This window comes from Desulfuromonas sp. CSMB_57 (genome assembly GCF_020194955.2).
In the GTDB taxonomy this organism is placed as follows: domain Bacteria; phylum Desulfobacterota; class Desulfuromonadia; order Desulfuromonadales; family Syntrophotaleaceae; genus JAFCIY02.
Window position 1 is genome coordinate 91,752 of the sequence record NZ_JAFCIY020000019.1, and the last position, 20,912, is coordinate 112,663.

General features: G+C 62.9%; 17 protein-coding genes. 10 read left to right on the plus strand and 7 right to left on the minus strand.

Going from position 1 to position 20,912, the window contains the following annotated elements:
- Positions 1 to 70: 70 nt before the first annotated feature.
- On the minus strand, positions 71 to 982 hold the full coding sequence (gene mnmL / locus JQN68_RS04790; RefSeq protein ID WP_225073145.1) for a tRNA modification radical SAM protein MnmL/YtqA: 912 nt from the start codon (positions 980 to 982) through the stop codon (positions 71 to 73).
- A gap of 288 nt (positions 983 to 1,270) precedes the next feature.
- Between mnmL and JQN68_RS04795 the strand changes: the two genes are divergently transcribed.
- The 7 genes from JQN68_RS04795 (at position 1,271) to JQN68_RS04825 (ending at position 12,521) form a co-directional block, all read left to right on the plus strand.
- Complete coding sequence (locus JQN68_RS04795) at positions 1,271 to 1,660, plus strand: response regulator (RefSeq protein WP_225073146.1); 390 nt, start codon at positions 1,271 to 1,273, stop codon at positions 1,658 to 1,660.
- A complete protein-coding gene (locus JQN68_RS04800) occupies positions 1,657 to 4,176 on the plus strand; it encodes a mannose-1-phosphate guanyltransferase (protein WP_249621036.1) in 2,520 nt (839 codons plus the stop codon). The genes JQN68_RS04795 and JQN68_RS04800 overlap by 4 nt, the downstream gene beginning before the upstream one ends.
- A 20-nt stretch (positions 4,177 to 4,196) precedes the next feature.
- On the plus strand, positions 4,197 to 6,299 hold the full coding sequence (locus JQN68_RS04805) for a glycoside hydrolase family 57 protein (RefSeq protein ID WP_225073148.1): 2,103 nt from the start codon (positions 4,197 to 4,199) through the stop codon (positions 6,297 to 6,299).
- A gap of 41 nt (positions 6,300 to 6,340) precedes the next feature.
- The gene (locus JQN68_RS04810; protein ID WP_225073149.1) at positions 6,341 to 7,381 is read left to right on the plus strand and encodes a galactose-1-phosphate uridylyltransferase; all 1,041 of its coding nucleotides are present in this window, start codon (positions 6,341 to 6,343) and stop codon (positions 7,379 to 7,381) included.
- 63 nt (positions 7,382 to 7,444) lie between these two features.
- Entirely contained in the window at positions 7,445 to 10,777 is a 3,333-nt protein-coding gene (locus tag JQN68_RS04815; protein WP_225073150.1) for an alpha-amylase family glycosyl hydrolase, read from the plus strand.
- 84 nt (positions 10,778 to 10,861) lie between these two features.
- A complete protein-coding gene (glgA, locus tag JQN68_RS04820; RefSeq protein ID WP_225073151.1) occupies positions 10,862 to 12,316 on the plus strand; it encodes a glycogen synthase GlgA in 1,455 nt (484 codons plus the stop codon).
- Positions 12,309 to 12,521: a hypothetical protein gene (locus JQN68_RS04825; RefSeq protein ID WP_225073152.1), complete on the plus strand. Its 213-nt coding sequence runs from the start codon at positions 12,309 to 12,311 to the stop codon at positions 12,519 to 12,521. The genes glgA and JQN68_RS04825 overlap by 8 nt, the downstream gene beginning before the upstream one ends.
- Positions 12,522 to 12,559: 38 nt before the next feature.
- Here the strand turns inward: JQN68_RS04825 and JQN68_RS04830 are convergent, their stop codons facing one another.
- The 6 genes from JQN68_RS04830 to JQN68_RS04855 form a co-directional block, all read right to left on the minus strand.
- A complete protein-coding gene (locus JQN68_RS04830) occupies positions 12,560 to 12,859 on the minus strand; it encodes an HNH endonuclease (protein WP_225073173.1) in 300 nt (99 codons plus the stop codon).
- Positions 12,860 to 12,876: 17 nt separating this feature from the next.
- Positions 12,877 to 13,689: a peptidoglycan editing factor PgeF gene (pgeF, locus tag JQN68_RS04835; RefSeq protein ID WP_225073153.1), complete on the minus strand. Its 813-nt coding sequence runs from the start codon at positions 13,687 to 13,689 to the stop codon at positions 12,877 to 12,879.
- Positions 13,690 to 13,743: 54 nt separating this feature from the next.
- A complete protein-coding gene (locus JQN68_RS04840) occupies positions 13,744 to 14,733 on the minus strand; it encodes an RluA family pseudouridine synthase (RefSeq protein ID WP_225073154.1) in 990 nt (329 codons plus the stop codon).
- Entirely contained in the window at positions 14,734 to 15,003 is a 270-nt protein-coding gene (locus JQN68_RS04845; RefSeq protein WP_225073155.1) for a hypothetical protein, read from the minus strand.
- A gap of 84 nt (positions 15,004 to 15,087) precedes the next feature.
- Positions 15,088 to 16,515, minus strand: a complete 1,428-nt coding sequence (locus JQN68_RS04850) for a DegQ family serine endoprotease (RefSeq protein WP_225073156.1) — start codon at positions 16,513 to 16,515, stop codon at positions 15,088 to 15,090.
- A gap of 234 nt (positions 16,516 to 16,749) precedes the next feature.
- Positions 16,750 to 17,502 carry an HAD family hydrolase gene (locus JQN68_RS04855; RefSeq protein ID WP_225073157.1) on the minus strand — a complete coding sequence of 251 codons (753 nt, stop codon included), beginning with the start codon at positions 17,500 to 17,502 and terminating at the stop codon, positions 16,750 to 16,752.
- Between the two features lie 97 nt (positions 17,503 to 17,599).
- Here JQN68_RS04855 and JQN68_RS04860 point away from each other — a divergent pair, with 97 nt between their 5' ends.
- The 3 genes from JQN68_RS04860 to shc all read left to right on the plus strand — a co-directional run bounded on the left by JQN68_RS04860 (position 17,600) and on the right by shc (position 20,878).
- Positions 17,600 to 17,899: a hypothetical protein gene (locus JQN68_RS04860; RefSeq protein ID WP_225073158.1), complete on the plus strand. Its 300-nt coding sequence runs from the start codon at positions 17,600 to 17,602 to the stop codon at positions 17,897 to 17,899.
- Between the two features lie 65 nt (positions 17,900 to 17,964).
- Positions 17,965 to 18,720, plus strand: a complete 756-nt coding sequence (locus JQN68_RS04865; protein WP_225073159.1) for a TetR/AcrR family transcriptional regulator — start codon at positions 17,965 to 17,967, stop codon at positions 18,718 to 18,720.
- A 76-nt stretch (positions 18,721 to 18,796) separates the two neighbouring features.
- Entirely contained in the window at positions 18,797 to 20,878 is a 2,082-nt protein-coding gene (shc, locus tag JQN68_RS04870) for a squalene--hopene cyclase (RefSeq protein ID WP_225073160.1), read from the plus strand.
- The last annotated feature ends 34 nt before the right edge of the window (positions 20,879 to 20,912 follow it).

Consider the following 20,912-nt stretch of genomic DNA (forward strand, 5'->3'; position numbering starts at 1 on the left):
CCGCCGGCAGAGCCTTGGCGAGTGCCGGGTACGTGTCTGCTTTGTAATCTTTAAAAATTTTTTATCCTCATTAAAAACGGCAGCCCTGATGGCTGTTGCGGAGCGCCATTTCGTTTTCGATGGCGTTGAGCACCTCCCATTTATCCAGGGACCAGAGGGGTGCCAGCAGCCGTTGGCGTGGCCCGTCGCCGGTGAGCCGGTGGATCAGGGTGGTCGCCGGCAGGCGTTCCAAGACATCCGCCACCAGTTGGATGTATGCGTCTCGCTGCAGAACGGGGACCTCCCCCCGGCGATACAGATCGCCTAAAGCCGTTCCTTCCAATATGTGCAGCAGGTGCAGTTTGACACCGTCCACCTGCAGGCGGGCCATTTCCGCAACCGTGTCCAGCATGTCGGCATGGCTCTCCCCGGGGAGGCCGAGAATCAGGTGCACGCAGACCCGCAGGCCGCGCTCCTTGGCCGCCTGGTAGGCTGCCAGGAAGGCGGCGTAGTCGTGCCCGCGCCGCAGGCGGGCCAGAGTGCGATCGTGGCAGCTCTGCAGGCCCAATTCCAGCCAGAAATAGGTGCGCCGGTGATACTCGGCCAGCAGGTCGAGGACCGGCGGCGGCAGGCAGTCGGGGCGCGTGCCGACCGCCAGGCCGACCATCCCGGTGACGTCGAGGGCTTCGTCGTACCGGGCGCGCAGCAGTTCCGGTGCTCCCCAAGTGTTGGAAAAGGGTTGAAAATAGGCCAGAAAGTGCTTGGCCTTATATTTGCGGGTCATGATCTCCTTGCCGGCCTCAAGCTGCTCCGCAATCGACAGGTGGCGTTCGATGCCGACCGCTCCGGAGCCGTCCGGATCGCAGAACAGGCAGCCCGCTTCGTGGCGGGTGCCGCCGCGATTGGGGCAGGAAAAGCCCGCATCCACGGAAATCTTGTGTACCCGTCCGCCGAAGCGTTGTTTGAGATGTGCGGAAAAGGAATGGTAAGGTTTTTCACTCATGGACCGACTATGCCACGTTCCACCGGCGGTGACAAGCAGCCGGTCCTGGTCGCCGCGGTCCGGCATTGAAATCACCTTGGGGCCTGCTATAATCTGCAGGCATTTCCGCATCAGACAACCTTGCCCTCCTGGGGCGTGACGGCGACACCGCCCGGGGCTGGTTTTCCACACTGCACGTCGGCTGGACTGAAAGGAATCTGCCTACATATAATTCGAATTGGATGGGGAGCAGGCCTGGCCGCTGGTGCGGGCAGTCCTTTTTTGCGCACTTTTCGAGGGAGATGTCCCATGGCGAAATTGCTGATTGTCGATGATGAGCAGGATATCCGCTATCTGTATTCCTGTGAGCTGGAAGAGGCCGGTTATGAAGTCCGTACCGCCGGCTCCGGCAGCGAGGTGGCCGCCCGGCTGCAGGAGGAACAGTTCGATCTGGTTTTGCTGGACGTGCAGATCGGCGGCGAGAACGGCCTCGAAATCCTGCAGAACATCATCGGCCGGCAGAAGGATCTGCCGGTTATTTTATGTACGGCCTTCAGTTGCTACAAGGAGGATTTTTCCTCTTGGCTGGCCGATGGCTATGTAGTCAAAAGCTCCGATCTGACGGAATTAAAACAGGAGGTGGCACGGGTGCTGGCCAAGAAAGCGCAGACGGGTAAAACCGCCGAGGGGGCCCAATGAAGGCTGTCATCATGGCCGGCGGGTTCGGCACCCGCATGCAACCGTTGACCATCAATCTGCCCAAGCCCATGGTGCCGCTGCTCAATCGGCCCATCATGGCCCACATCACCGGTCTTTTGAAGCGCCACGGCATCTCCGAACTGGTGCTGTTGCTGTATCACCAGCCGGAGATTATCAAGAACTATTTCGGTGACGGCAGTGAATTCGGCGTGCGTATCACCTATGTCACCCCGTTGGAGGATTTCGGTACGGCCGGGGCCGTCAAGGCGGCGGCGGAATATCTGCAGGAGCGCTTCCTGGTCATCAGCGGCGACCTGCTGACCGATTTCGATCTCTCCGCCGTGGTGCGGTTCCATGAACAGCAAAACGCTCTGGCGACCATTACCCTGACCACGGTGACGGATCCCCTGCAATTCGGCGTGGTCATCACCGATCGCGAAGGACGCATCACCAAGTTCCTGGAAAAACCGGGTTGGGGCGAGGTGTTTTCCGATACCATCAATACCGGCATTTATGTGCTCGAACCCGAGGTGCTGGATAGAATTCCAGAGGATACCAACCGTGACTGGTCGAAGGACATCTTTCCCGGCCTGCTGGCCGAAGGCGCCGCCCTCTACGGTTGCCGGCAAAGCGGCTATTGGGCGGATATCGGCAACACGGAGGCCTATCTCGAAACCTGCCGGGACATCTTTGCCGGTCGGGTAGCCGTCGAACTGGGGGAGCCGGTTGCCGGGCGCGGCGGTGCCCGCGTTTTTCTTGGCGCCGACACCCTGGTTGCGGCGGAGCAGCTGGCGCGCATGGAAGGCATGGTGGTGGTGGGGGACAACACCCAGGTGGTCGGCGGCGCCCGGCTTAAGAACTGCATCATCGGCCGTAACTGTGTTATCGAGGATGACGCGGAGTTGGTGGACTGCGTCCTGTGGGATAACGTCTATGTCAAGCCCGGCTGTCGACTTACCGGGGCCGTGGTGGGCAGCCGGGTGCGGCTGGGACGGGGAGTCACGGCGGAAGAAGGCACCGTCATCGGCGATGAAACGAACATCGGCGACGAGGCGCTGCTGCGCCAACATGTCAAGATCTGGCCGGGCAAATCCATCGAAAACGGCTCTATTGTCTCCGCCAATCTCATCTGGGGCGACAAATGGCGCAAGACCCTTTTTGAAGGGGCGACGGTGCGAGGCCTGACCAATGTCGAGCTGTCTCCGGAATTCTGCGCCAAGCTCGGCGCGGCCTACGGCTCGACGCTGCCGCGCGGCTCCTTTATTCTGTCGGCGCGCGACGGCGTTCGGTCTTCGCGGATGCTGAAGCGCTCCTTTATCGGGGGACTGCTGTCGGCCGGCATCAACGTGCGCGATCTGAAGCAGTCCGCACTGCCCATGATGCGCTACAAGCTGAGTACCTTCGGCGAGGTTGGCGGGGTGCATTTCCGCCAGGCCGAGGACGACCCGGTGGCGACGGAAATCATTTTCTACGATGCCGACGGTCTGGAATTGTCATCGTCCATGGCCAAGGGAATCGAACGGTTGTTTTTCAAGGAAAATTTTCGGCGAGTCCATTACGCCGAGCCGGGCGAAATCCGTGAATTGCCGCAACTGGCGGATTTTTACCGGGAGGGTTTCCTGCGGGCCCTGGATGTCGACCGGTTGCGTCGTCAGGCACCCAAAGTGGTGGTGGACCTGAATCATTCCCCGGCCGGCGAGTTGCTGCCGGGTTTGCTCAACAGCCTGGGCTGCGAGGCCATCGAGCTCAATTCCAACGTCGATACCGGCACCATCGGTCAGTCTCCCGAACGGGCGGCCCGGGCCATGGAGCAATTGGCCCGGATTGTCCCGACCCTGGAGATGACGGCGGGCTTCTGGCTGGGCCCCTCGGGTGAAGAACTGCGTATCGTCGACGAAACCGGCGTGGTGCTGTCCCGGGTCGAAGCCCTTGCCGTGGTGGCGGCGCTGGCCTGCCGGACTGCCGGCGGCGGCAGCCTGGTCCTGCCGGTGGCGGCGCCGCGGGTAGTGGAAAGGGTGGCCCGTGAGTGGGGCGTTACCGTCAGGGTCACCAAGAACGATCCGCGAGCCTTGCTCGAAGTCGCCGCGGAGCGGCAGGTGCTGTTGGCGGCCACCTTGGACGGTCGGTTTGCCTTTCCCGCTTTCCAGGCCCATTTCGATGGATTGTTTACGGCGGCGAAAATTCTGGAAATGCTGGCCGGCAGCGGCCAGACCCTGTCCGGCCTGCGTCGCAATCTGCCGGCGCGGGCCTATCGCCAGCAGCAGTTGCCCTGCCCCTGGGACCTGAAGGGCGGCCTGATGCGTAAGATGAGCGAACATTCCGTCGACCTCGAAGCCTCCTTCATCGATGGGGTGAAGGTTCATTTCGATGAAGACTGGGTACTGCTGCTGCCCGATCAATTCCGCCCCGTGGTGCATATCGTAGCCGACTGTACGGATGCCGCGCGGGCCGACCGCCTGCTCGAAGAATATCGCGAGCGGGTGGATGGCTGGAAAAAGGAGTTGTTGCAGGCTTGATGGGCGACGAGAGCAGAACGATGCAGCCTCTTAAGGTAGCCATAATTTGGCACATGCACCAGCCCGACTACCGGGATCCCGCGACCGGGCAAGCCCTGCTGCCCTGGGTTTACCTGCATGCCGTCAAGGATTACGGAGAGATGCTGGCCACGGCCCGGGAAATTCCCGGCGTCCGCCTGACTTTCAACCTGGTGCCGATTCTGCTGGACCAGCTCGCTGCCTATGGCCGGGGCGAGTTGTCCGATCGCTGGCTGGACACGGCGCGCCGGGATCCGAAGGACATGGATGTCCAGGAACGGACCTTTCTCGTCGACTCTTTTTTTTCGGTGCATGGCGAGCGCCACATTCAGCCCTATGCCCGTTTTCGCGAACTGGCCGCCCTCAAGGAAGCCGGCGGCCGTCGGGCGGCCGAAGGTTTCGGCATTCAGGACCTGCGCGACCTGCAGGTTTGGTTTCTGCTGTCCTGGGCGGGGCATCACGCCCGCCGGGAGCATCGGCTCATCGAACGCCTGGTGGCCAAGGGCAGGGGCTTCACCGAACCGGACAAGGGCGCCTTGCTGAAGCTTTACGATCGGCTGGTGGCCGAGGTCCTGGCTGCCTATCGGGCGGCAGAAGCCAGCGGCAAGGTGGAACTGTCCATTACCCCTTACGCGCACCCCATCCTGCCGCTGCTGTGCGACACGGCCGTCGCCGCCCGGGCGCGCAGCGGCGTCCAGCTTCCGCAAATCCCCTTTGTGCATCCCGAGGATGCCCGCACCCATCTGCGTTTTTCCGCACGCTGCGCCGAACAGCATCTCGGCGTCGGCCGGCGTGGGGTCTGGCCGGCGGAAGGCGCCGTCAGTGAAGTCGCGGTTCGCCTGATGGCCGAAGAGGGTGCCCTGTGGGCCGCCTCCGATGAGGAAATCCTGGCCCGCAGCCTGACCGATGGTCTGCAGGATCGTCGCCGTCTCTACCGCCCCTATGAATACGCCGGTCTGCCGCTGTTGTTTCGGGACCGGGCTCTGTCGGACCGCATCGGTTTTGCCTATGCCCGGTGGCCGGCCGCCGAAGCCGCCGCCGATCTCCTGGATCGCCTGCAGGCTATTGCTCGCCAGGCTCCGGGCGGGATGGTGACCCTGATCCTGGATGGGGAAAACTGCTGGGAGCGCTACGAAGACAACGGCTATCCGTTTCTGAAAGCCTTGTATCAGGGTCTGTTGGATGCGCCCGAGTTGGCCATGGTGACGGTCAGTGAGGGACTTGCCGACCTGCCGTTGGAGCCGCTGTCGCGATTGAGCCCCGGCTCCTGGATTAACGGCGATTTCGATATCTGGATCGGCCACGACGAAGAAAATCGGGCCTGGGAACTGCTGGCCGCCGCCCGGCAGGCGGCCCTCGAAGCCGGCGGCCTGGATGGCAATCCGTCGGCGGCTCTGGAACACTTGCTGCATGCTGAAGGCAGCGACTGGTTCTGGTGGTTCGGCGAGCACCACCGAACGGAACAGGCGGACACCTTTGACCGCCTGTTCCGGCATCATCTCCAGGCGGTTTACCAGGCCAGCGGGCAGCCGGTGCCGGCCGAACTGCTGGTGCCGATCAAGGCACCGCAGCGCCGCAGCCGCGTGGTGGAGCCGGCCGCCCTGATTTCCCCGGAGATCGATGGGCGTATCACGGACTATTTTGAATGGCTGCTGGCCGGATCCGTGGAATTGGCCGGCGGCAGCGCCATGCATGATGCCAGTTGCGAGATGACCGGACTTTGGTTCGGCTACGATGAGTACTATTTTTATCTGCGGTTCGATTTTCGCCGTTGCCTGGTCAAGCTCGCCGGAACCTCCGGTCAGTTGGAAGTACGCCTGGACGCCGGCGAGGAGTGGCTGGCAACCCTGCCGATAGGCGGTCAACCGTTGATCCTCCAGCGGCCCTCCGACGGGTTCCGGGCCGATGGCGGGTTGGGGGCGGTTGCCGCGATAGCCGAATTGGCCGTGCCCCTGCAATTGCTCGGGCTGCAGCCAGGCGCGCAGTTGGAACTGTCCTGGCGGCTGCTGGATGAAGGTCGCCAACTGGCCAGCTGGCCGGTGGATGGAGCAATATTGCTGAATTATCTGGGCGCCGGGCTGGAAGATCTGCAATGGCCGGTTTGACGCCGATGCGTTGCCTCCGTCGCGAAAAGGAGTAAAGGGGAATGTCGCAGTTGCGCTGGGATCCTTTGAAACTGCACTGGGTGATAATGGCCGATGAGCAGAGCCGCAAACCCCGTGATTTTTTTACTGAGTGGCGCACCGTTACGACAACGTTGTGTCCTTTCTGCTATGGCCAGGAAGGCCGCACCCCGGCCGAGGTGTATGCCCTTCGTCCGGATGGCAGTCCGCCCAACCAGCCGGGCTGGCGGGTCCGGGTCATTCCCAACAAATATCCGTTGCTGCGCATCGAGGGCGAGTTGGCGCCGCGCGGTGTGGGTCTTTATGATGTGCTCAACGGCATCGGCGCCCACGAGGTGATCATCGAAACCCCGGATCATCAGCGCCACCCGGCGGATTTTCGAGCCATGGAACTGGCCGATGTGTTTCGGGCCTTTCGGGCGCGGATCATGGATCTGCGCCGGGACGGACGGTTTCGCTACATCATGCCCTTCAAGAATCACGGGCTGGAAGCCGGCGCGACCATCCCCCATGCTCATTCCCAACTGCTGGCCCTGCCCGTCATTCCCCCTCGCATGCGCCAGACCCTGCATGCCTGCCGGGAGTTTTTTCATCGCAAAGAGCGCTGTCTGCTCTGTGATTTGCTGGAGCAGGAACTCGCCGATGGCCGGCGCATCATTCATGCCGACCGCGACTTTGTCGCTCTGGCCCCTTTCGCCAGCCGCCATCCCTTCGAAGTGCTGATTGCACCGCGTCGCCACGGCCATGACTTCTGCCAGGCCACGGACGCGGTGTTGCTGGCCCTCGGCGAGGTCCTGCGGGAGGTACTGCGCCGGCAGCGGTCGGTGCTGCGCGATCCGCCTTTCAACCTGGTTTTGCATACCTCCCCGACCGCCGTGCCGCGCCCGGGGCGACCGGATCTTTGGCACTCCCTGGCCCAGGACTTTCACTGGCACCTGGAACTGGTGCCATGTCTGGCCCGGCCGGCCGGATTTGAATGGAGCAGCGACTTTTTCATCAATCCCACGCCCCCCGAAGACGCCGCCCGCTTTTTGCGCGAGGCGGAGATCTCGGCGGGCGTCTGAACGGGAAACGGAACCTCAGGCATGGCCGGCGTAATGACTCCTGATTTAAGCTCGAGAAGCGGAATGGAACCTTATTTCACCCTCTCGGTCCAGTTTTCGGCTCGCTCGCGGCAGATCCTGGAACTGCCCGGACCCGGCAGCGGGCCGCAACCCGCCCCGCGGCTCTTTCGTTTGCGCCAGGTTGCGTCGCGGTTGCAGGCCGCACGGCCCGAACTGCCCGACTGTGCGGTGGATCTGGAGCTGCTGGCCCTGCTGAACGAGGCTCTGCGGGCGGTTGCCGACCGGTTTCTGGCTGCCCGGCACTGCCGTGTGGAGGCCTCCGGTCTGGCTCTCGACGGTGGTACCGTGACCCTGCCCGGTTTCGACGCGGTGCTGTCTTCCTTCGTCCGGCTTTTTCCGGCCGATGCCGTCCTGCGGGGACTGGCGCCCGAAATCCTGCTCGCCATGCCGCGCGGGCGCCGGCTGGCCTTGCTGGAATTGCCCCTGCTGTTGCTGCAGAACGGCAATCCGGCGGCCCGCCGCCTGCGGCCCTTGTTCGACGATGCCGAACTGCAGGAAAAAGTCGGTTATCGAAGTCTGGTGACCGAGCTGGATCGGGTGCTGCTGCCCCCGACCGGCACGGACTGGCCGTCGGCCTCGCTGCTGGAACTGCTCGGACGGCCCCTGGCGGCCGCACCCGACAGCCTGGCGCAACAGCTGGCCTACGTGCGTCGCCACTGGCGGCAATGGCTGCCGCCCGAACTGCTGGATGCCATCGCCGTCGGCATGGCTGTGCTGGCCGAACAGAACCGGCCGCGCGGTTTCGGACCGGGGCCGTCCCTGGCGCCCCATCTGGGATACGGCCCCGGGGATGCGCCGCGATTTTCGGCGGATCAGGCCTGGATGCCCAACGTGGTCCTCATTGCCAAATCGATTTACGTCTGGCTCGATCAGTTGACCCGCATCTACCGGCGCCCGGTTCGCAGCCTGGCGGCGATTCCCGAAGCGGAGCTCGACCTGCTGGCCCGGCGGGGTTTTACCGCCCTCTGGCCCATCGGAATCTGGGAACGTTCCCCGGCTTCCCGACGCGTCAAACAGTTGCGCGGCAATCCCGATGCCATGGCCTCGGCCTATGCCCTGTTCGATTACCAGGTGGCCGAGGATCTCGGCGGGTGGGCGGAACTGGAACAGTTGTGCGAACGCTGCCGGCAGCGGGGCATCCGCCTGGCCTGCGACGTGGTGCCCAACCATACGGGCATCGATTCCCGTTGGATGCAGGAGCATCCCGACTGGTTCGTGCAATTGTCCTATCCGCCTTATCCCGGCTATTGCTTCAGCGGACCGGATCTTTCCCCGAATCCGGATCTCGGCCTGTTTCTCGAGGACGGCTATTGGGATCACAGCGATGCCGCCGTGGTTTTCAAGCATCTGGATCGACGTACCGGCCAGGAGCGCTACATCTACCACGGCAACGACGGCACCCACCTGCCCTGGAACGACACCGCGCAGCTCAATTTTCTGCTGCCTGAAGTGCGCGAAGCCATGATCCAGACCATTCTCCGGGTTGCGCGCAGCATGCCCATCATCCGCTTCGATGCCGCCATGACCCTGGTGCGCAAGCACTTTCAAAGGCTCTGGTTCCCTCTTCCCGGTGGCGGCGCCGGCGTGCCTTCCCGGGCCGAGCATTGGATGAGTCGGGAGGAATTCGAACGTCTGCTGCCCAGGGAGTTCTGGCGCGAGGTGGTGGACCGGGTCGCGGCGGAAGCGCCGGATACCCTGTTGCTGGCGGAGGCCTTTTGGCTCATGGAGGGGTTTTTCGTCGGCACCCTGGGCATGCACCGGGTCTACAACAGCGCCTTCATGAACATGCTGAAGCGGGAAGAAAATGAAAAATACCGCCAGCTGTTGAAAAGCACCCTGGCCGCCAGCCCGGAAACCCTCAAGCGCTTCGTCAATTTCATGAGCAATCCCGACGAGGCGACGGCAGTCGAGCAGTTCGGCAAGGGGGACAAATATTTTGCCGCTGCGGTGCTGTTGGCAACCATGCCGGGTCTGCCCATGTTCGGCCACGGCCAGATCGAAGGCTTCGAGGAAAAATACGGCATGGAATTTTCCCGCGCCCAGCGGGAGGAGGCCCTCGATGAAGGTTTTGCGGCCTACCATGAACATTTGATATGTCCCCTGCTGCACCAGCGCTATCTGTTCAGCGGCGTGGAGAATTTCGCCCTGTACGATTTCGTGGTCGAAGGCGGGGTGGATGAAGATGTGTTCTGCTACAGCAACCGGGTCGGCAGCGAGCGGGCCCTGGTCATCGTCCGCAATCGCTCCGGCAGCGGGTTCGGCCGCATTCACCAGGCTTGTCCCAAGGCCGGAGTCCTGACGGGCGCGGCGGAACCGACCGTTGCCCGCACCCTGGGCGAGGCCTTGGCCCTGAGCGGAGCGGACGGCGTCTTCTACCGCTTTCGTGATCTTGGCAGCGGCCTGGAGTACCTGCGCAGCGGGCAGGAATTGTGCACCGGGGGAATCACCCTGGCGGTCGGCGATTACCAGTACCTGGTCTTGCGCGACTTCGCGGAATTGCATGATGAGGACGGCACCTGGCGGCAACTCTGGCAGCATCTCGCCGGGCAGCCCGTTGCCGACCTGGAGCGGGAAGTGCAGCGACAGCGCCTGCGGCCCCTGTTGGTCCTGTTTCGGGACCTGCTGCGCCGCGGCCTGCCCCCGCGCGAAATAGAGGGCGAAGAGCAGGTTGCGCTGGAGGCCGGTCTCGCCGATTGGGCGCAATTGTTGGGTCAGGCCCGCGGTCCGGCCAATGCCTGGCGCGGTCTGTCCGCTGAGATCCTGGCGCAGTGGTCTATGGTGGAACCATGGATGGCCGCGGCCGAAACCGCAGAGCCGGACGAGACGCAGGTTGATGCGCTGTTGCCGGAGGCGCGTCTGGCCTCTTTGCTCTGGCCCCTGTTGCTGATACGGCAGGTGGCTTTGCGCGGCAACGTGCCGTCGGCCAGCCGGGCCCTCGACGGACTTCTGGATATGTTGCTGGAGGAAGGGCTTCGGCCCGGCTTGCCGCCGGCTACGGCTGAAGAGGATGCGGTCTGGCTGAAGCTGCTGTTGCGCTACGGTGGTGAGGGACAGGGCTGGCGCCAGGCTGCGCTGCACCTGACGGCCGACGAGGAACTGCGAACCTATCTGCAGATCCACCTCTATCAGAACCATGAATGGTTCAACCTGGAACGGTTGGCCTGGCTGGCAGCCGGGCTGGCCTGGTGCGAAATATTTGACGCTGCGCGACCGTCGACGCAGCGTTCCGCCGCCCATGTCGAAGACCTGCCGGCCATTCGCAAGCGGGTGGCATCGATCCTGGCCAAGGCGGAACAGGCCGGTTACCGGCTGGATAAATTTATGGCCCTCCAGTAATCTGGTCGGCCTGCAGCGGCAGGCCGTTGCAAACCCCTTTGGCACCCATTGCCGGGCGACCAAAAGCCGAGGGAGGAACCATCCATGAAGATTCTGCTGGTCGCATCCGAAGTGGTGCCCTTCGCCAAAACCGGCGGCCTTGCCGACGTGGCGGGCTCCCTGCCCCATGCCGTGGCCGAACTGGGGCACGAAGTGCGGGTTCTGATGCCGTTGTATCGTATCGTTCGACAGCGTGCCACCCACCTGCAGCCGCTGGCGGCGGAGGTTTCCGTAGCCATGGCGGGCCGCGTCTACACCGGGCGGATTTGGCAGGGCGAATTGGAGGGCCTGCCGGTCTATTTTCTCGACGCGCCGGAATTTTTCGATCGGCATGGTCTGTACGGCAACGAACATGGCGATTACGCCGACAATGCCCTGCGTTTCGGATTTCTGTGCCGGGCGGCCTTGGCGGCCCTGAAGGTCCTAGACTACCAGCCCGAAGTACTGCATCTCAACGATTGGCAGACCGGCTTGATTCCGGTGCTGTTGCGCACCGAATTGGCTGAAGATCCCTTCTATCGGGGGATGGCGACCCTGCTGACCATTCACAACCTCGGCTACCAGGGGTTGTTTCCGCCCGCAGCCCTGGCGGAGCTCGGTCTCGACCCGGCCCTGTTTTCCATGCATGCCATGGAGTACTACGGGAAGATCTCCTTTCTCAAAGGCGGTATCGTGTTTGCCGATCTGGTCAGCACCGTTTCGGAAACCTACTGCCAGGAAATCCAGACTCCGGCGCACGGCCACGGTTTCGATGGGATCCTGCGGCAACGGGCCGGGCATCTGCTGGGGATCGTCAACGGCATCGATACCCGACTCTGGGACCCCGGGCACGACAGCGTGCTGCCGGCGCACTACACGGCCACCGATCCGACGGGGAAGGGCAGCAACAAGCGGGCCTTGCAGCGCGGACTGGGTTTGACCTGCGATCCCGATGTGCCGATCCTGGCCATGGTTACCCGGTTGGCCACCCAGAAAGGGTTGGATCTGCTGGAAGCGGCCTGGAGCGGGCTGCTGGATCGCCATCTGCAGTTCGTGCTGCTGGGCAGCGGCGAGAAGATCCACGAGGAGTTTTTCACCGGCCAGCGCGGCCGCCATCCGGGCCGGGTGGCTATCTGTCTGGGCTTTGACGACGCCCTGTCGCGCCATATCTACGCCGGCAGCGATCTGTTTCTGATGCCCAGCCACTACGAGCCCTGTGGCCTGGGGCAACTTATCGCCCTGCGTTACGGTACCATCCCGGTGGTGCGTCGCACCGGCGGATTGGCCGATACGGTCCACGATCCCCTGGATAACGGGGAGCAGGCCAATGGTTTCTGTTTTCGGGAGCCGACCGGCCAGGCTCTGCTGGCGGCCCTGGATCGGGCCCTGGCCCATTTCGGCGATACTTCGGCCTGGCGGCAGATGGTGCGCCGCGCCATGAGCCAGGACTTTTCCTGGCGCCAGTCGGCCCGGCGCTACCTGGAGGTTTACCAGCTGGCCCGGCAGGTGCGAAATGGATGAGTCGTCTCCGGCGCCCGGCCGGGAGGAGCAGACCGCGGCCGTCGACCGGCTGACGGAGCAGTTTCCGGAATTGGAACAGTTGCGCCGGGATATAGCGCGTCAGATCCGGGACAATCAGCGTTTCCTGGCCGGATTGCTGGAAGAGGATGACGGGGCCGACGGCGAGGTCGACCCCGCAGAAGAGGAGTGCTGCGAAGAACTCTGACGGATATTTTCTTCCTCAACATCGGATTTGCGACTGGGCTAGTCTTCTTCCTTGACGCCCAGGCGGGACAGGTAAGCCTCCCATTCCACGGGCAGCAGGTGCTTTTTCTGGTTGTTGCATTCCTTGCAGGCCGGTACGCAGTTGCCGCGGGTACTGCGGCCGCCGCGAGCGATGGGCACCATGTGGTCCAAGGTCAGCTCGCGGGGCGGAACCCGATTGCCGCAGTAATGGCAGATTCCGGCGGCGATGCGGTTTTTCCACCATTGGCTGCGGCGCAACTCCCGTGCTTTCTCCCGTTCCTGTCGTTCCTGCTGCTCCGAGACTTCCGGCCATTCCATCATGTCGACCCCGCTGCTCAGGCCGCCTTGGACGGTGGTCCGAGGATCACGAAGCCCATCTGTCGGCCGGTGACGCCGCCATCGCGCCGGTAGGAGAAAAACAGTTCGCGGTGTTCGAAGGTGCACTCCTCGACCACGGCCGTCCGGCGCGGTTCGACCCCGGCCTGTTGCAGTTGCAGCTGGCAGCTGCGACCCAGATCCAGGCGCCAGCGGCCGAGGCTCTGTTCGCTGGCGATCTGTTCCCAGAAGCCGCTGCCCTGCCGGAAAGCATCCCGAACCGGTCGATCGACCTCATAATGCTGCGGGCCGATGCCCGGCCCCAGGGCGGCCTGGAGGGCTTCGGGCCGGGAACCGAAGGTCGCCTGCATGGCCTGCACCGTTTTTCCCAACAATCCTCCCGCCGCACCGCGCCAGCCCACGTGTATCACCGCCGCGACGTTCTGCACCGGATCGTGCAGCAGAACCGGGTAGCAGTCCGCTACCAGAATGCCGATCATGATGCCGGGTTGGTTGGTGATGATGGCATCGCATTCCACCGATTGAAAATGGGACAGGTCGTAGTTGGGCTGATCGACCACCAAAATATCAAGGCCATGGACCTGGCGCACGGTGAGTAACTGGTGGGGTTGCAACCCGAAGGCCCGCGCCAGGGTGGAGCGGTTGCCTTCCACGTTGTGCCGCGCATCATCCGTATGATAAGCCAGGTTGAGGGAATTGTAGGGCGGCCGACTGACGCCGCCGTTGCGGGTGGTGAATCCGGCCCGCAAGGTGTCGCCGGTGGCCCAGTCGGGCGCGAAATAGCTGATTTTTGCCTGACGAACGAGTTTCATAAAGTCTGTGCTTTCCGCGCGGACGGCCGACGATGGCGGCGGGCGCTTGCAGGGTCATTTCGACCAGACGACGGGCGCCTGGTGATATTTGGTGGTCAGATAGTCGAGCAGCACGGTCAAGTCCCGGGGCGGCGGTGAGCTGAATTCCAGGTAGCGGCCGGTCTCGGGATGGACAAATCCCAGCAGGCGGGCATGCAGGGCCTGGCGCCCCAGGTCCTGTACCAAGCGGCGCAATTGGTCATCGACCAGATTCTTGCAACGGCCGGCGCCGCCATAGACCGGATCGCCCACCAACGGATGCTGCTGTTCCGACAGATGGACCCGAATCTGGTGGGTGCGCCCGGTCTCCAAGGCCAGTTCGGCCAGAGTGAGCCGGTCGTCAACGAAACTGCGCAATACCTGCCAGTGGGTGACGGCGCGACGCCCGCTGCGGCAGGTGGTGCTCATTTTTTGGCGGTGCCGGGGGTGCCGGCCGATGGCCTGGTCGATAGTGCCGCGTTCCGTCGTCAGCAGGCCGTACAGCAGGGCCACGTAGCGCCGGTGAACGCTGTGATCCTTGAATTGTTGTGCCAGATGGCCATGGGCCAGGTCGGTTTTGGTGGCCACCATGACCCCGGATGTGTCCTTGTCCAGACGATGAACGATGCCCGGCCGCAGTGCGCCGCCGATGCCGGACAGATCCCGGCAGTGAAACAACAGGGCATTGACCAGGGTGTCCTGCTGATGCCCCGGCGCCGGATGCACCACCATCCCGGCCGGTTTGTCCACCACGATGAGATGGCGGTCCTCGTAAAGAATGCGGAGGGGGATGTCCTGGGAAACCGTAGCGACGGGGATGGGGTCCGGTACCGTGACCTGCAGGCTTTCTCCGCCGCGCAGTTTGACCCCGGCTTTGGCCGGTATGCCCTGCAGCAGCACGCCACCCTCGTCGATAAGCTTTTTCAGTTGCGAGCGGCTCAAATCGGGCAGTTGGTCGGCCAGAAACCGGTCCAACCGCTCCGGTGCCCGGCCGCGGTCGAAGGTGATGTGACGGACCGGCTCCATTTACCAGATGGGGCTTTTGATACGGCCGGCCTGCTTGATCATGACATCGACGATGGCCCGGTTGAAAAGCGTCTCGCGGTTGGCGATATCGGTGGAAACCCGCGCCAGAAAGTGATCCAGCCCCTCCTGAAGCTCATCGTTCAGCAGATCGAAGATGTTGTCGTGTTCGATGCCCTCCTGAACCTTGTTCTGATTGTATAGGGCGATATCTGAGACAATGGCGCGCGCCAGGCGAAAGGCGAGCTGCGGGTTGTCGACGATTCGTGCCATGAGAACCTCCCGAATTACTGCTGTCTGGAGCTCGGCCGGCGGCCGTATGGATGCTCCTGTAAGGGCCTCCCCGGTGCCAAACCGTCAGGAGGCGGGAAACGCCAGATAAAGAATGGAGTCGCCGCGCCGCAGCAGCAGGCGAACGTACCGAGCCTGGTTGACGGCTTCCAGCGCCACTTCAAAGCTGGTCGCATCGGTGATGTCGACATCATTGATGGCCAGCAACAGGTCGCCGCGTCGCACCCCTGCCGCGGCTGCCATGGATTTGGGCGCCACCGCCGTAACCAGCACCCCGGCACCGGACTCCACCGGCGCCATGGTCAGGCCCAGGGCCTGCCGTTCCTCTCCCGAAGCGATGGCTGCGCGGGGACCCTTTTTCTCCTGGGCGGCGATGGTGACCGGCAGAGTCAGCCGGCGGTTGTTGCGCAGGACCTCCAGTTGTGACTGCTCGCCGGCCGGTGCACTGGCGACCAACAGTTGCAAATCGCGCACGTTACGAAGAGCCTTGCCGTTGAAGGACAGCAGGATATCGCCGCGCTGCAGGCCGGCCCGCGCCGCCGGAGACTCGGGTGCAACCTGGATGACCAGGGCGCCGGTGGCCCGATCCAGGCCGAAGGAGCGGGCCAGATCCGGGGTCAGGTTCTGCAGGGTGACGCCCAGCCAGCCGCGAATCACTTCGCCCCGCTCAATCAGCTGGTTGGCAATGACCCGGGCCAGGTTGATGGGAATGGCGAAGCCGATGCCCTGGCCGGCGGCGACGATGGCCGTATTGATGCCGATGACTTCGCCAAAGATATTGAGCAGCGGGCCGCCCGAGTTGCCGGGGTTGATGGAGGCATCGGTCTGGATGAAGTCCTCGAAATCCTTGATGTTGATGTCATTGCGGCCGGTTGCGGAAATAACACCGACGGTTAGGGTGCGGTCGAGACCGAAGGGGTTGCCGATGGCCAGGGCCCATTGCCCGACCTTGAGATTGTCGGAATCGCCGAGCACGGTCACCGGCAGCGGATCCTCGCTTTCAATTTTCAGCACCGCCACGTCGGTGCGCGGATCGGCGCCTACCAGTCGGCCGACATATTCGCGATTGTCGGACAGTTTGACCTTGATCTCCTCGGCGCCCTTGACCACATGTTCGTTGGTCAGGATGTAGCCGTCGGTGGTGATGAGGAATCCGGACCCCATGCTCTGGGCGCGGCGTCGAGGTTGGACTTCTTCGGCAAACAGTTCACCGAAGGGGGAGCCGGACATGGGCATGAAGCCGGGTAACTGGCCGCTGCGCGCGGCCTGGATGTGGACCACGGCCGGCGTCACCTTTTCCGAGACCTCGATAAAGGCTTCCTGGGTGGCCACCAACTCCTTGGCCGGCTTTTCCACCGGTGGCCGCACCCGGGCGTCGCGCACCGAGATGGGGATGCGCGTCTCGGTCTGCCGCTCGCGGCAGCCGCTCAGCAGCAGGGCCAGGCAGAGCGCCGCGGCCGGCAGGCTGCGGCCAAGATGCGATAGGGGAATCATAGAGCTGCGTCCTTCGTCGATATGCACGGTTCAAACCTGGCCATCCAGCAAGCCTGGTGCCGTCAAAAAAAGTAACTATTCAGGGCCTGTAGCGAAGGGTCTGGCGCCCTCCACGCCGAGGTTTGCATGAAACCACCCTTGGCGCTTGACGGTCGCCATCCGGGCAGGCCGCCGGACGCGGGCGCCACAAATCAGGCTAAGCCAGCGGAAGAATAGCGGAAATCGGCAGGGCTGTCAATCGCCTCCCGGACCCTTCAGTTGCCGGATAAAATGCAGTAGATCACGGTGTCCGCCGCGAAAATCCGCCTCCTTGGCGCGTTGTTCCTGATCGATCAGGCAGGTGTCCACCAGGTAGGTCAAGATCCCGAGTTGCCCGGCAGCCAGGTCGTAGTGGGTATCGTTGCCCACCATCAGGGTTTTTTCGGGGGTGAGACCGAGGTCTTCAAGGATGTCTGCAAAAAACCGGGGATGAGGTTTGCAGAAGCGGCAGGATTCATAGCTGGCCACCAGGTGGAAGGGAAAGCGGTCGATGCCGGCCCAGCGCAGGCGGGCCTCGATCACCTGCAGGGGAAATACCGGATTGGTGGCCAGGGCGACCTTCATGCCTTGCTGGAAACAGTGCTGCAGGATCTCGTTGGTTTCCGGAAAGGGCTCGATGAGGGGCTCCAGGACATGCAGGCCGTTGCGGCAGAAATGCTCCAGGCGCCGTCGCAGTTCCGGAGTGGCTATGCCTAGCTGGCGCGCCACCAATTCCAGGAAAAATTGCTCGTTGGTCTGGTGTTCGTCTTCCACCGACAGCATGGCGTAAGCGGAGCTGACCAACACTTCGGCGAACACCATGCGGTCGACCAGATCCTCGAAACAACGGGACAGGCCATCGATGTACCCATCGATATAGGGCTGCATCTGGATGTTCAGCAGGGTCCCATCCAGGTCGAACAAAATGCCATCAAGGCGCGAGGTGTCGGTTTTGTCGGTCATCTTCATTCAAGCTTTCCGGCAGGTAATTACCGGCAACATAGCATATCGGCCCGGGGGAGGAAAGCTCTGCCTGGTGTGCCACAGACCCTGCCTGGTACTGCTGTTGAAAAAAGATCTGCGTAAAGCGGAGAGAATATTTGGAGTTGCGGTGGAGGGCTTGGGGGCGTATAGTTTCCTATTTGGTATTTCTGTGAATAGCCTGCCGGAATTGCCCATTCCGGCGTGGAGGTGGGGGCGGCTTGGCTGCGGGTCGGCCCGTGCAGGCCCGGCCAGGGGGTTGCAGCCAAGGGTTGTGATCTTTTTTGATCCGAGTTTTTATTTTGTCTGCCGTGCTTGGGTTTTGCGGGCTGTTTTTTCAATCTGTTACGGCTCTTTGGTTGACATTGCTGATTTGTTGTACTAAATGTAAAAGATTACTTTGCTTTGCAAGAACAGGTCTTTAAGTCTATGGCGCCAGACCGGATCAGTATGACACAGCGGCGGGAAAGCCTGATTCTGGAGGTGACCCGGGAGTTGTTCGTCCAGCGGGGCTATCTCGGCACCAACATGGACCTGATTGCCCGGGCCGCGCGCTGCTCGAAGCCGACGGTCTATCGGCATTTCGCTTGCAAGGAAGAGATCGTCCTGGCACTGGCCATCGAGGGTGTGCGCAAGCGGGTCGAGTTGTTTCGGCGGGCCCTCATGCTGCCGGGTCTGGCGCGCGAGCGGATCATCGGTCTGGCGGTGGCGGATATGCTGTTCGGGGTTCTTTTTCCGCGTCATTGCAAGATGGAGCGGATTATCGGGGCCGCGTCCATTCGGGAGAAAACTTCCCTGGCACGGCGCCAGGAGTACGACGGCCTGCTGTTTCGGTGCCTTGAATTGGCGGCTGCGCCGGTGCGCGAAGCCTTGGCGGGTGGCGATCTGGTGTTGTCCGGGGACCGGACCATCGGCTGGGTCACGCACGGTTTCAGTGCCTTGGCCTATGGGGTGCGGATGCCGGTTTCCGGCCAGGCGCTGGACGAGGCGGCAATGGGCGGAATCATGGCCCGTTTGCAGGATTATTATCACGCGTTCATGGATGGCCTGGGCTGGCAGCCCCTCAGCGGTCAGTGGGATTACGCGGCAACCATCCGGCGAATTCGCGTTGATCTGTTCGCCGATGAATTCCATCGGCTGCAGGCCCATGGCGCGGACGCCGGGGTCGTAGCCGACTGGCTCCTGGTTTCAGGCATGGAGGGGTAGGCCGACCAAGCGGATGGTTGGTGGAATGCTATTTATGATGCGGATATTGATGATTGATTGGATACGGGAGGCATAGTTGAACGTCATTCGGCAGCTCAAATCGGAAATTTCCACGGCAAGTGGGCTGGATGATGGTATTGCGAGCGCCATCGACTGGTTGGCCCGCCATCAGGAAGAGGCGGGTTTCTGGGTCGGCAAGTTGGAATCCAATTCCTGCATTGAAGCAGAATGGATTCTGCTCATGCATATCCTGGGCATCAAGGATGATCCCAAGTATTCCGGGGTGTTGCGTGCCATTCTCAATGAGCAGCGGGCCGACGGATCTTGGGAAGTGTACCACGATGCTCCGGCCGGTGACATCAATGCCACGGTGGAATGCTATGCCGCTTTGCGAGCGGCCGGTTTCAGCCGGGACGATGAGCGGCTGGTACGTGCCCGGGAGTGGATTTTCGCCCACGGAGGATTGCGCCAGGTGCGGGTGTTTACCCGCTATTGGCTGGCTTTGATTGGCGAATGGCCGTGGGATGAAACACCGGCTCTGGCCCCGGAAATCATCTATCTGCCGGCTTGGTGTCCCCTGAATATCTACGACTTCGCCAGTTGGGCCCGTGCCACTCTGGTCCCCCTGTGCATCCTCTCGGTACGCCAGCCGGTGCGGGCGCTGCCCGCCGAGCGGCGGCTGGACGAACTGTTCCCGGCCGGTCGCGAAAATGCCGATTACAGCCTTCCCGAGGTGGAAAAGGGCTTGATGGAGCGGTTTTTCCTGGTGGTGGACTGGCTCCTGAAGCGCTACAACCGTTTGCCGGTTCAGTTTGGGCGGGAAAAAGCCATTCATCTGTGTCTTGAGTGGATCCTGCGGCATCAGGACTATGATGGCGGTTGGGGCGGCATCCAGCCTCCCCTTATCTACTCCCTGATGGCGCTGCACGGCGAAGGCTATGCCTTGGATCACCCGGTGATGGTCAAGGGCCTGGACGCGTTCAATCCGCCCTGGGCTTATGAAAAGAACGGGGGCACCTATCTGCAGTGCAGCGAATCCCCCATCTGGGACACCCTGTTCACCCTGTTGGCCATGTTCGAGTGTGGCCACACCCTGACCGACCAGCCCATGCTGGGCCCGGCCCTGGACTGGGTGCTGAGCAAGCAGATCACCACCTGGGGGGACTGGCAGGTCAAGGTCCGCGGCGTGCCTTCCGGCGGCTGGGCCTTCGAACGGGCCAACACCCGCTATCCCGATGTCGATGACACGGCCCTGGCGCTGATTGTGTTGTCCATGGCCCGCGAGCAGGTGGCCGATCCGGGTCCCATCGATGAGGCCATCGGCCGGGCCGAGGATTGGCTGTTGGGCATGCAGTGCCGCAACGGCGGCTGGGCCGCCTTCGACCGTGACAACTGTAGCGCCATCGTCACCAAGATCCCCTTCTGCGATTTCGGCGAGGTTCTGGATCCGCCCAGTGTCGATGTCACGGCGCACGTCATTGAAGCCCTGGCAGCCCGCGGGCGCGGGATGGACGATCCGGCCGTGGCGCGGGCCCTGGCTTATGTGCGTCGTGAGCAGGAGCCTGAAGGCAGCTGGTTCGGGCGCTGGGGGGTCAATCATATCTATGGCACGGCCGCAGTGCTGCCGGCCTTGGCCGCTGTCGGTGAAGATATGTCGGCGCCCTATGTGCGGCGAGCCGCCCAATGGCTGGTCGAACACCAGAACGCCGATGGCGGCTGGGGGGAGAGCTGCGCTTCCTACATGGATGATGCCATGCGGGGACGGGGTGCCAGCACCGCTTCCCAGACCGGTTGGGCGATGATGGCCCTGCTGGCCACGGGCAGCCACGACTATGATCCGGCTCTGCGGCGTGGCATGGAATTCCTGCTTGCCCGCCAGTCCGATGGCTCCTGGGCGGAGCCCGAATATACCGGCACCGGCTTTCCCGGTTACGGCGTCGGCGAGCGGACCAATCTGAAACAGGTCGGGTCCACCCTCGATCAGGGCGCCGAACTGGCCCGCGGATTTATGATCAACTACAATATGTACCGGCACTACTTTCCGCTCATCGCCCTCGGCCGGGCTCGGAGCCATTTCGGCTTGGCGCCGCAAGGGCGGACCGAGCCGATTCCGATGGAGCACGCCTGGGTCAAGGGAGCGGTCGGCGGCGAGTGCTAGGTCTCATGCCGTGCTTGTCGTTGCCGGGCCGCCG

Excerpts from the sequence above, each read along its gene's own strand:
- mnmL (WP_225073145.1), bottom strand. The coding sequence starts at position 982 with ATGAGTGAAAAACCTTACCATTCCTTTTCCGCACATCTCAAACAACGC.
- JQN68_RS04795 (WP_225073146.1), top strand. The coding sequence starts at position 1,271 with ATGGCGAAATTGCTGATTGTCGATGATGAGCAGGATATCCGCTATCTG.
- JQN68_RS04800 (WP_249621036.1), top strand. The coding sequence starts at position 1,657 with ATGAAGGCTGTCATCATGGCCGGCGGGTTCGGCACCCGCATGCAACCG.
- JQN68_RS04805 (WP_225073148.1), top strand. The coding sequence starts at position 4,197 with ATGCAGCCTCTTAAGGTAGCCATAATTTGGCACATGCACCAGCCCGAC.
- JQN68_RS04810 (WP_225073149.1), top strand. The coding sequence starts at position 6,341 with ATGTCGCAGTTGCGCTGGGATCCTTTGAAACTGCACTGGGTGATAATG.
- JQN68_RS04815 (WP_225073150.1), top strand. The coding sequence starts at position 7,445 with ATGGAACCTTATTTCACCCTCTCGGTCCAGTTTTCGGCTCGCTCGCGG.
- glgA (WP_225073151.1), top strand. The coding sequence starts at position 10,862 with ATGAAGATTCTGCTGGTCGCATCCGAAGTGGTGCCCTTCGCCAAAACC.
- JQN68_RS04825 (WP_225073152.1), top strand. The coding sequence starts at position 12,309 with ATGGATGAGTCGTCTCCGGCGCCCGGCCGGGAGGAGCAGACCGCGGCC.
- JQN68_RS04830 (WP_225073173.1), bottom strand. The coding sequence starts at position 12,859 with ATGGAATGGCCGGAAGTCTCGGAGCAGCAGGAACGACAGGAACGGGAG.
- pgeF (WP_225073153.1), bottom strand. The coding sequence starts at position 13,689 with ATGAAACTCGTTCGTCAGGCAAAAATCAGCTATTTCGCGCCCGACTGG.
- JQN68_RS04840 (WP_225073154.1), bottom strand. The coding sequence starts at position 14,733 with ATGGAGCCGGTCCGTCACATCACCTTCGACCGCGGCCGGGCACCGGAG.
- JQN68_RS04845 (WP_225073155.1), bottom strand. The coding sequence starts at position 15,003 with ATGGCACGAATCGTCGACAACCCGCAGCTCGCCTTTCGCCTGGCGCGC.
- JQN68_RS04850 (WP_225073156.1), bottom strand. The coding sequence starts at position 16,515 with ATGATTCCCCTATCGCATCTTGGCCGCAGCCTGCCGGCCGCGGCGCTC.
- JQN68_RS04855 (WP_225073157.1), bottom strand. The coding sequence starts at position 17,502 with ATGAAGATGACCGACAAAACCGACACCTCGCGCCTTGATGGCATTTTG.
- JQN68_RS04865 (WP_225073159.1), top strand. The coding sequence starts at position 17,965 with ATGACACAGCGGCGGGAAAGCCTGATTCTGGAGGTGACCCGGGAGTTG.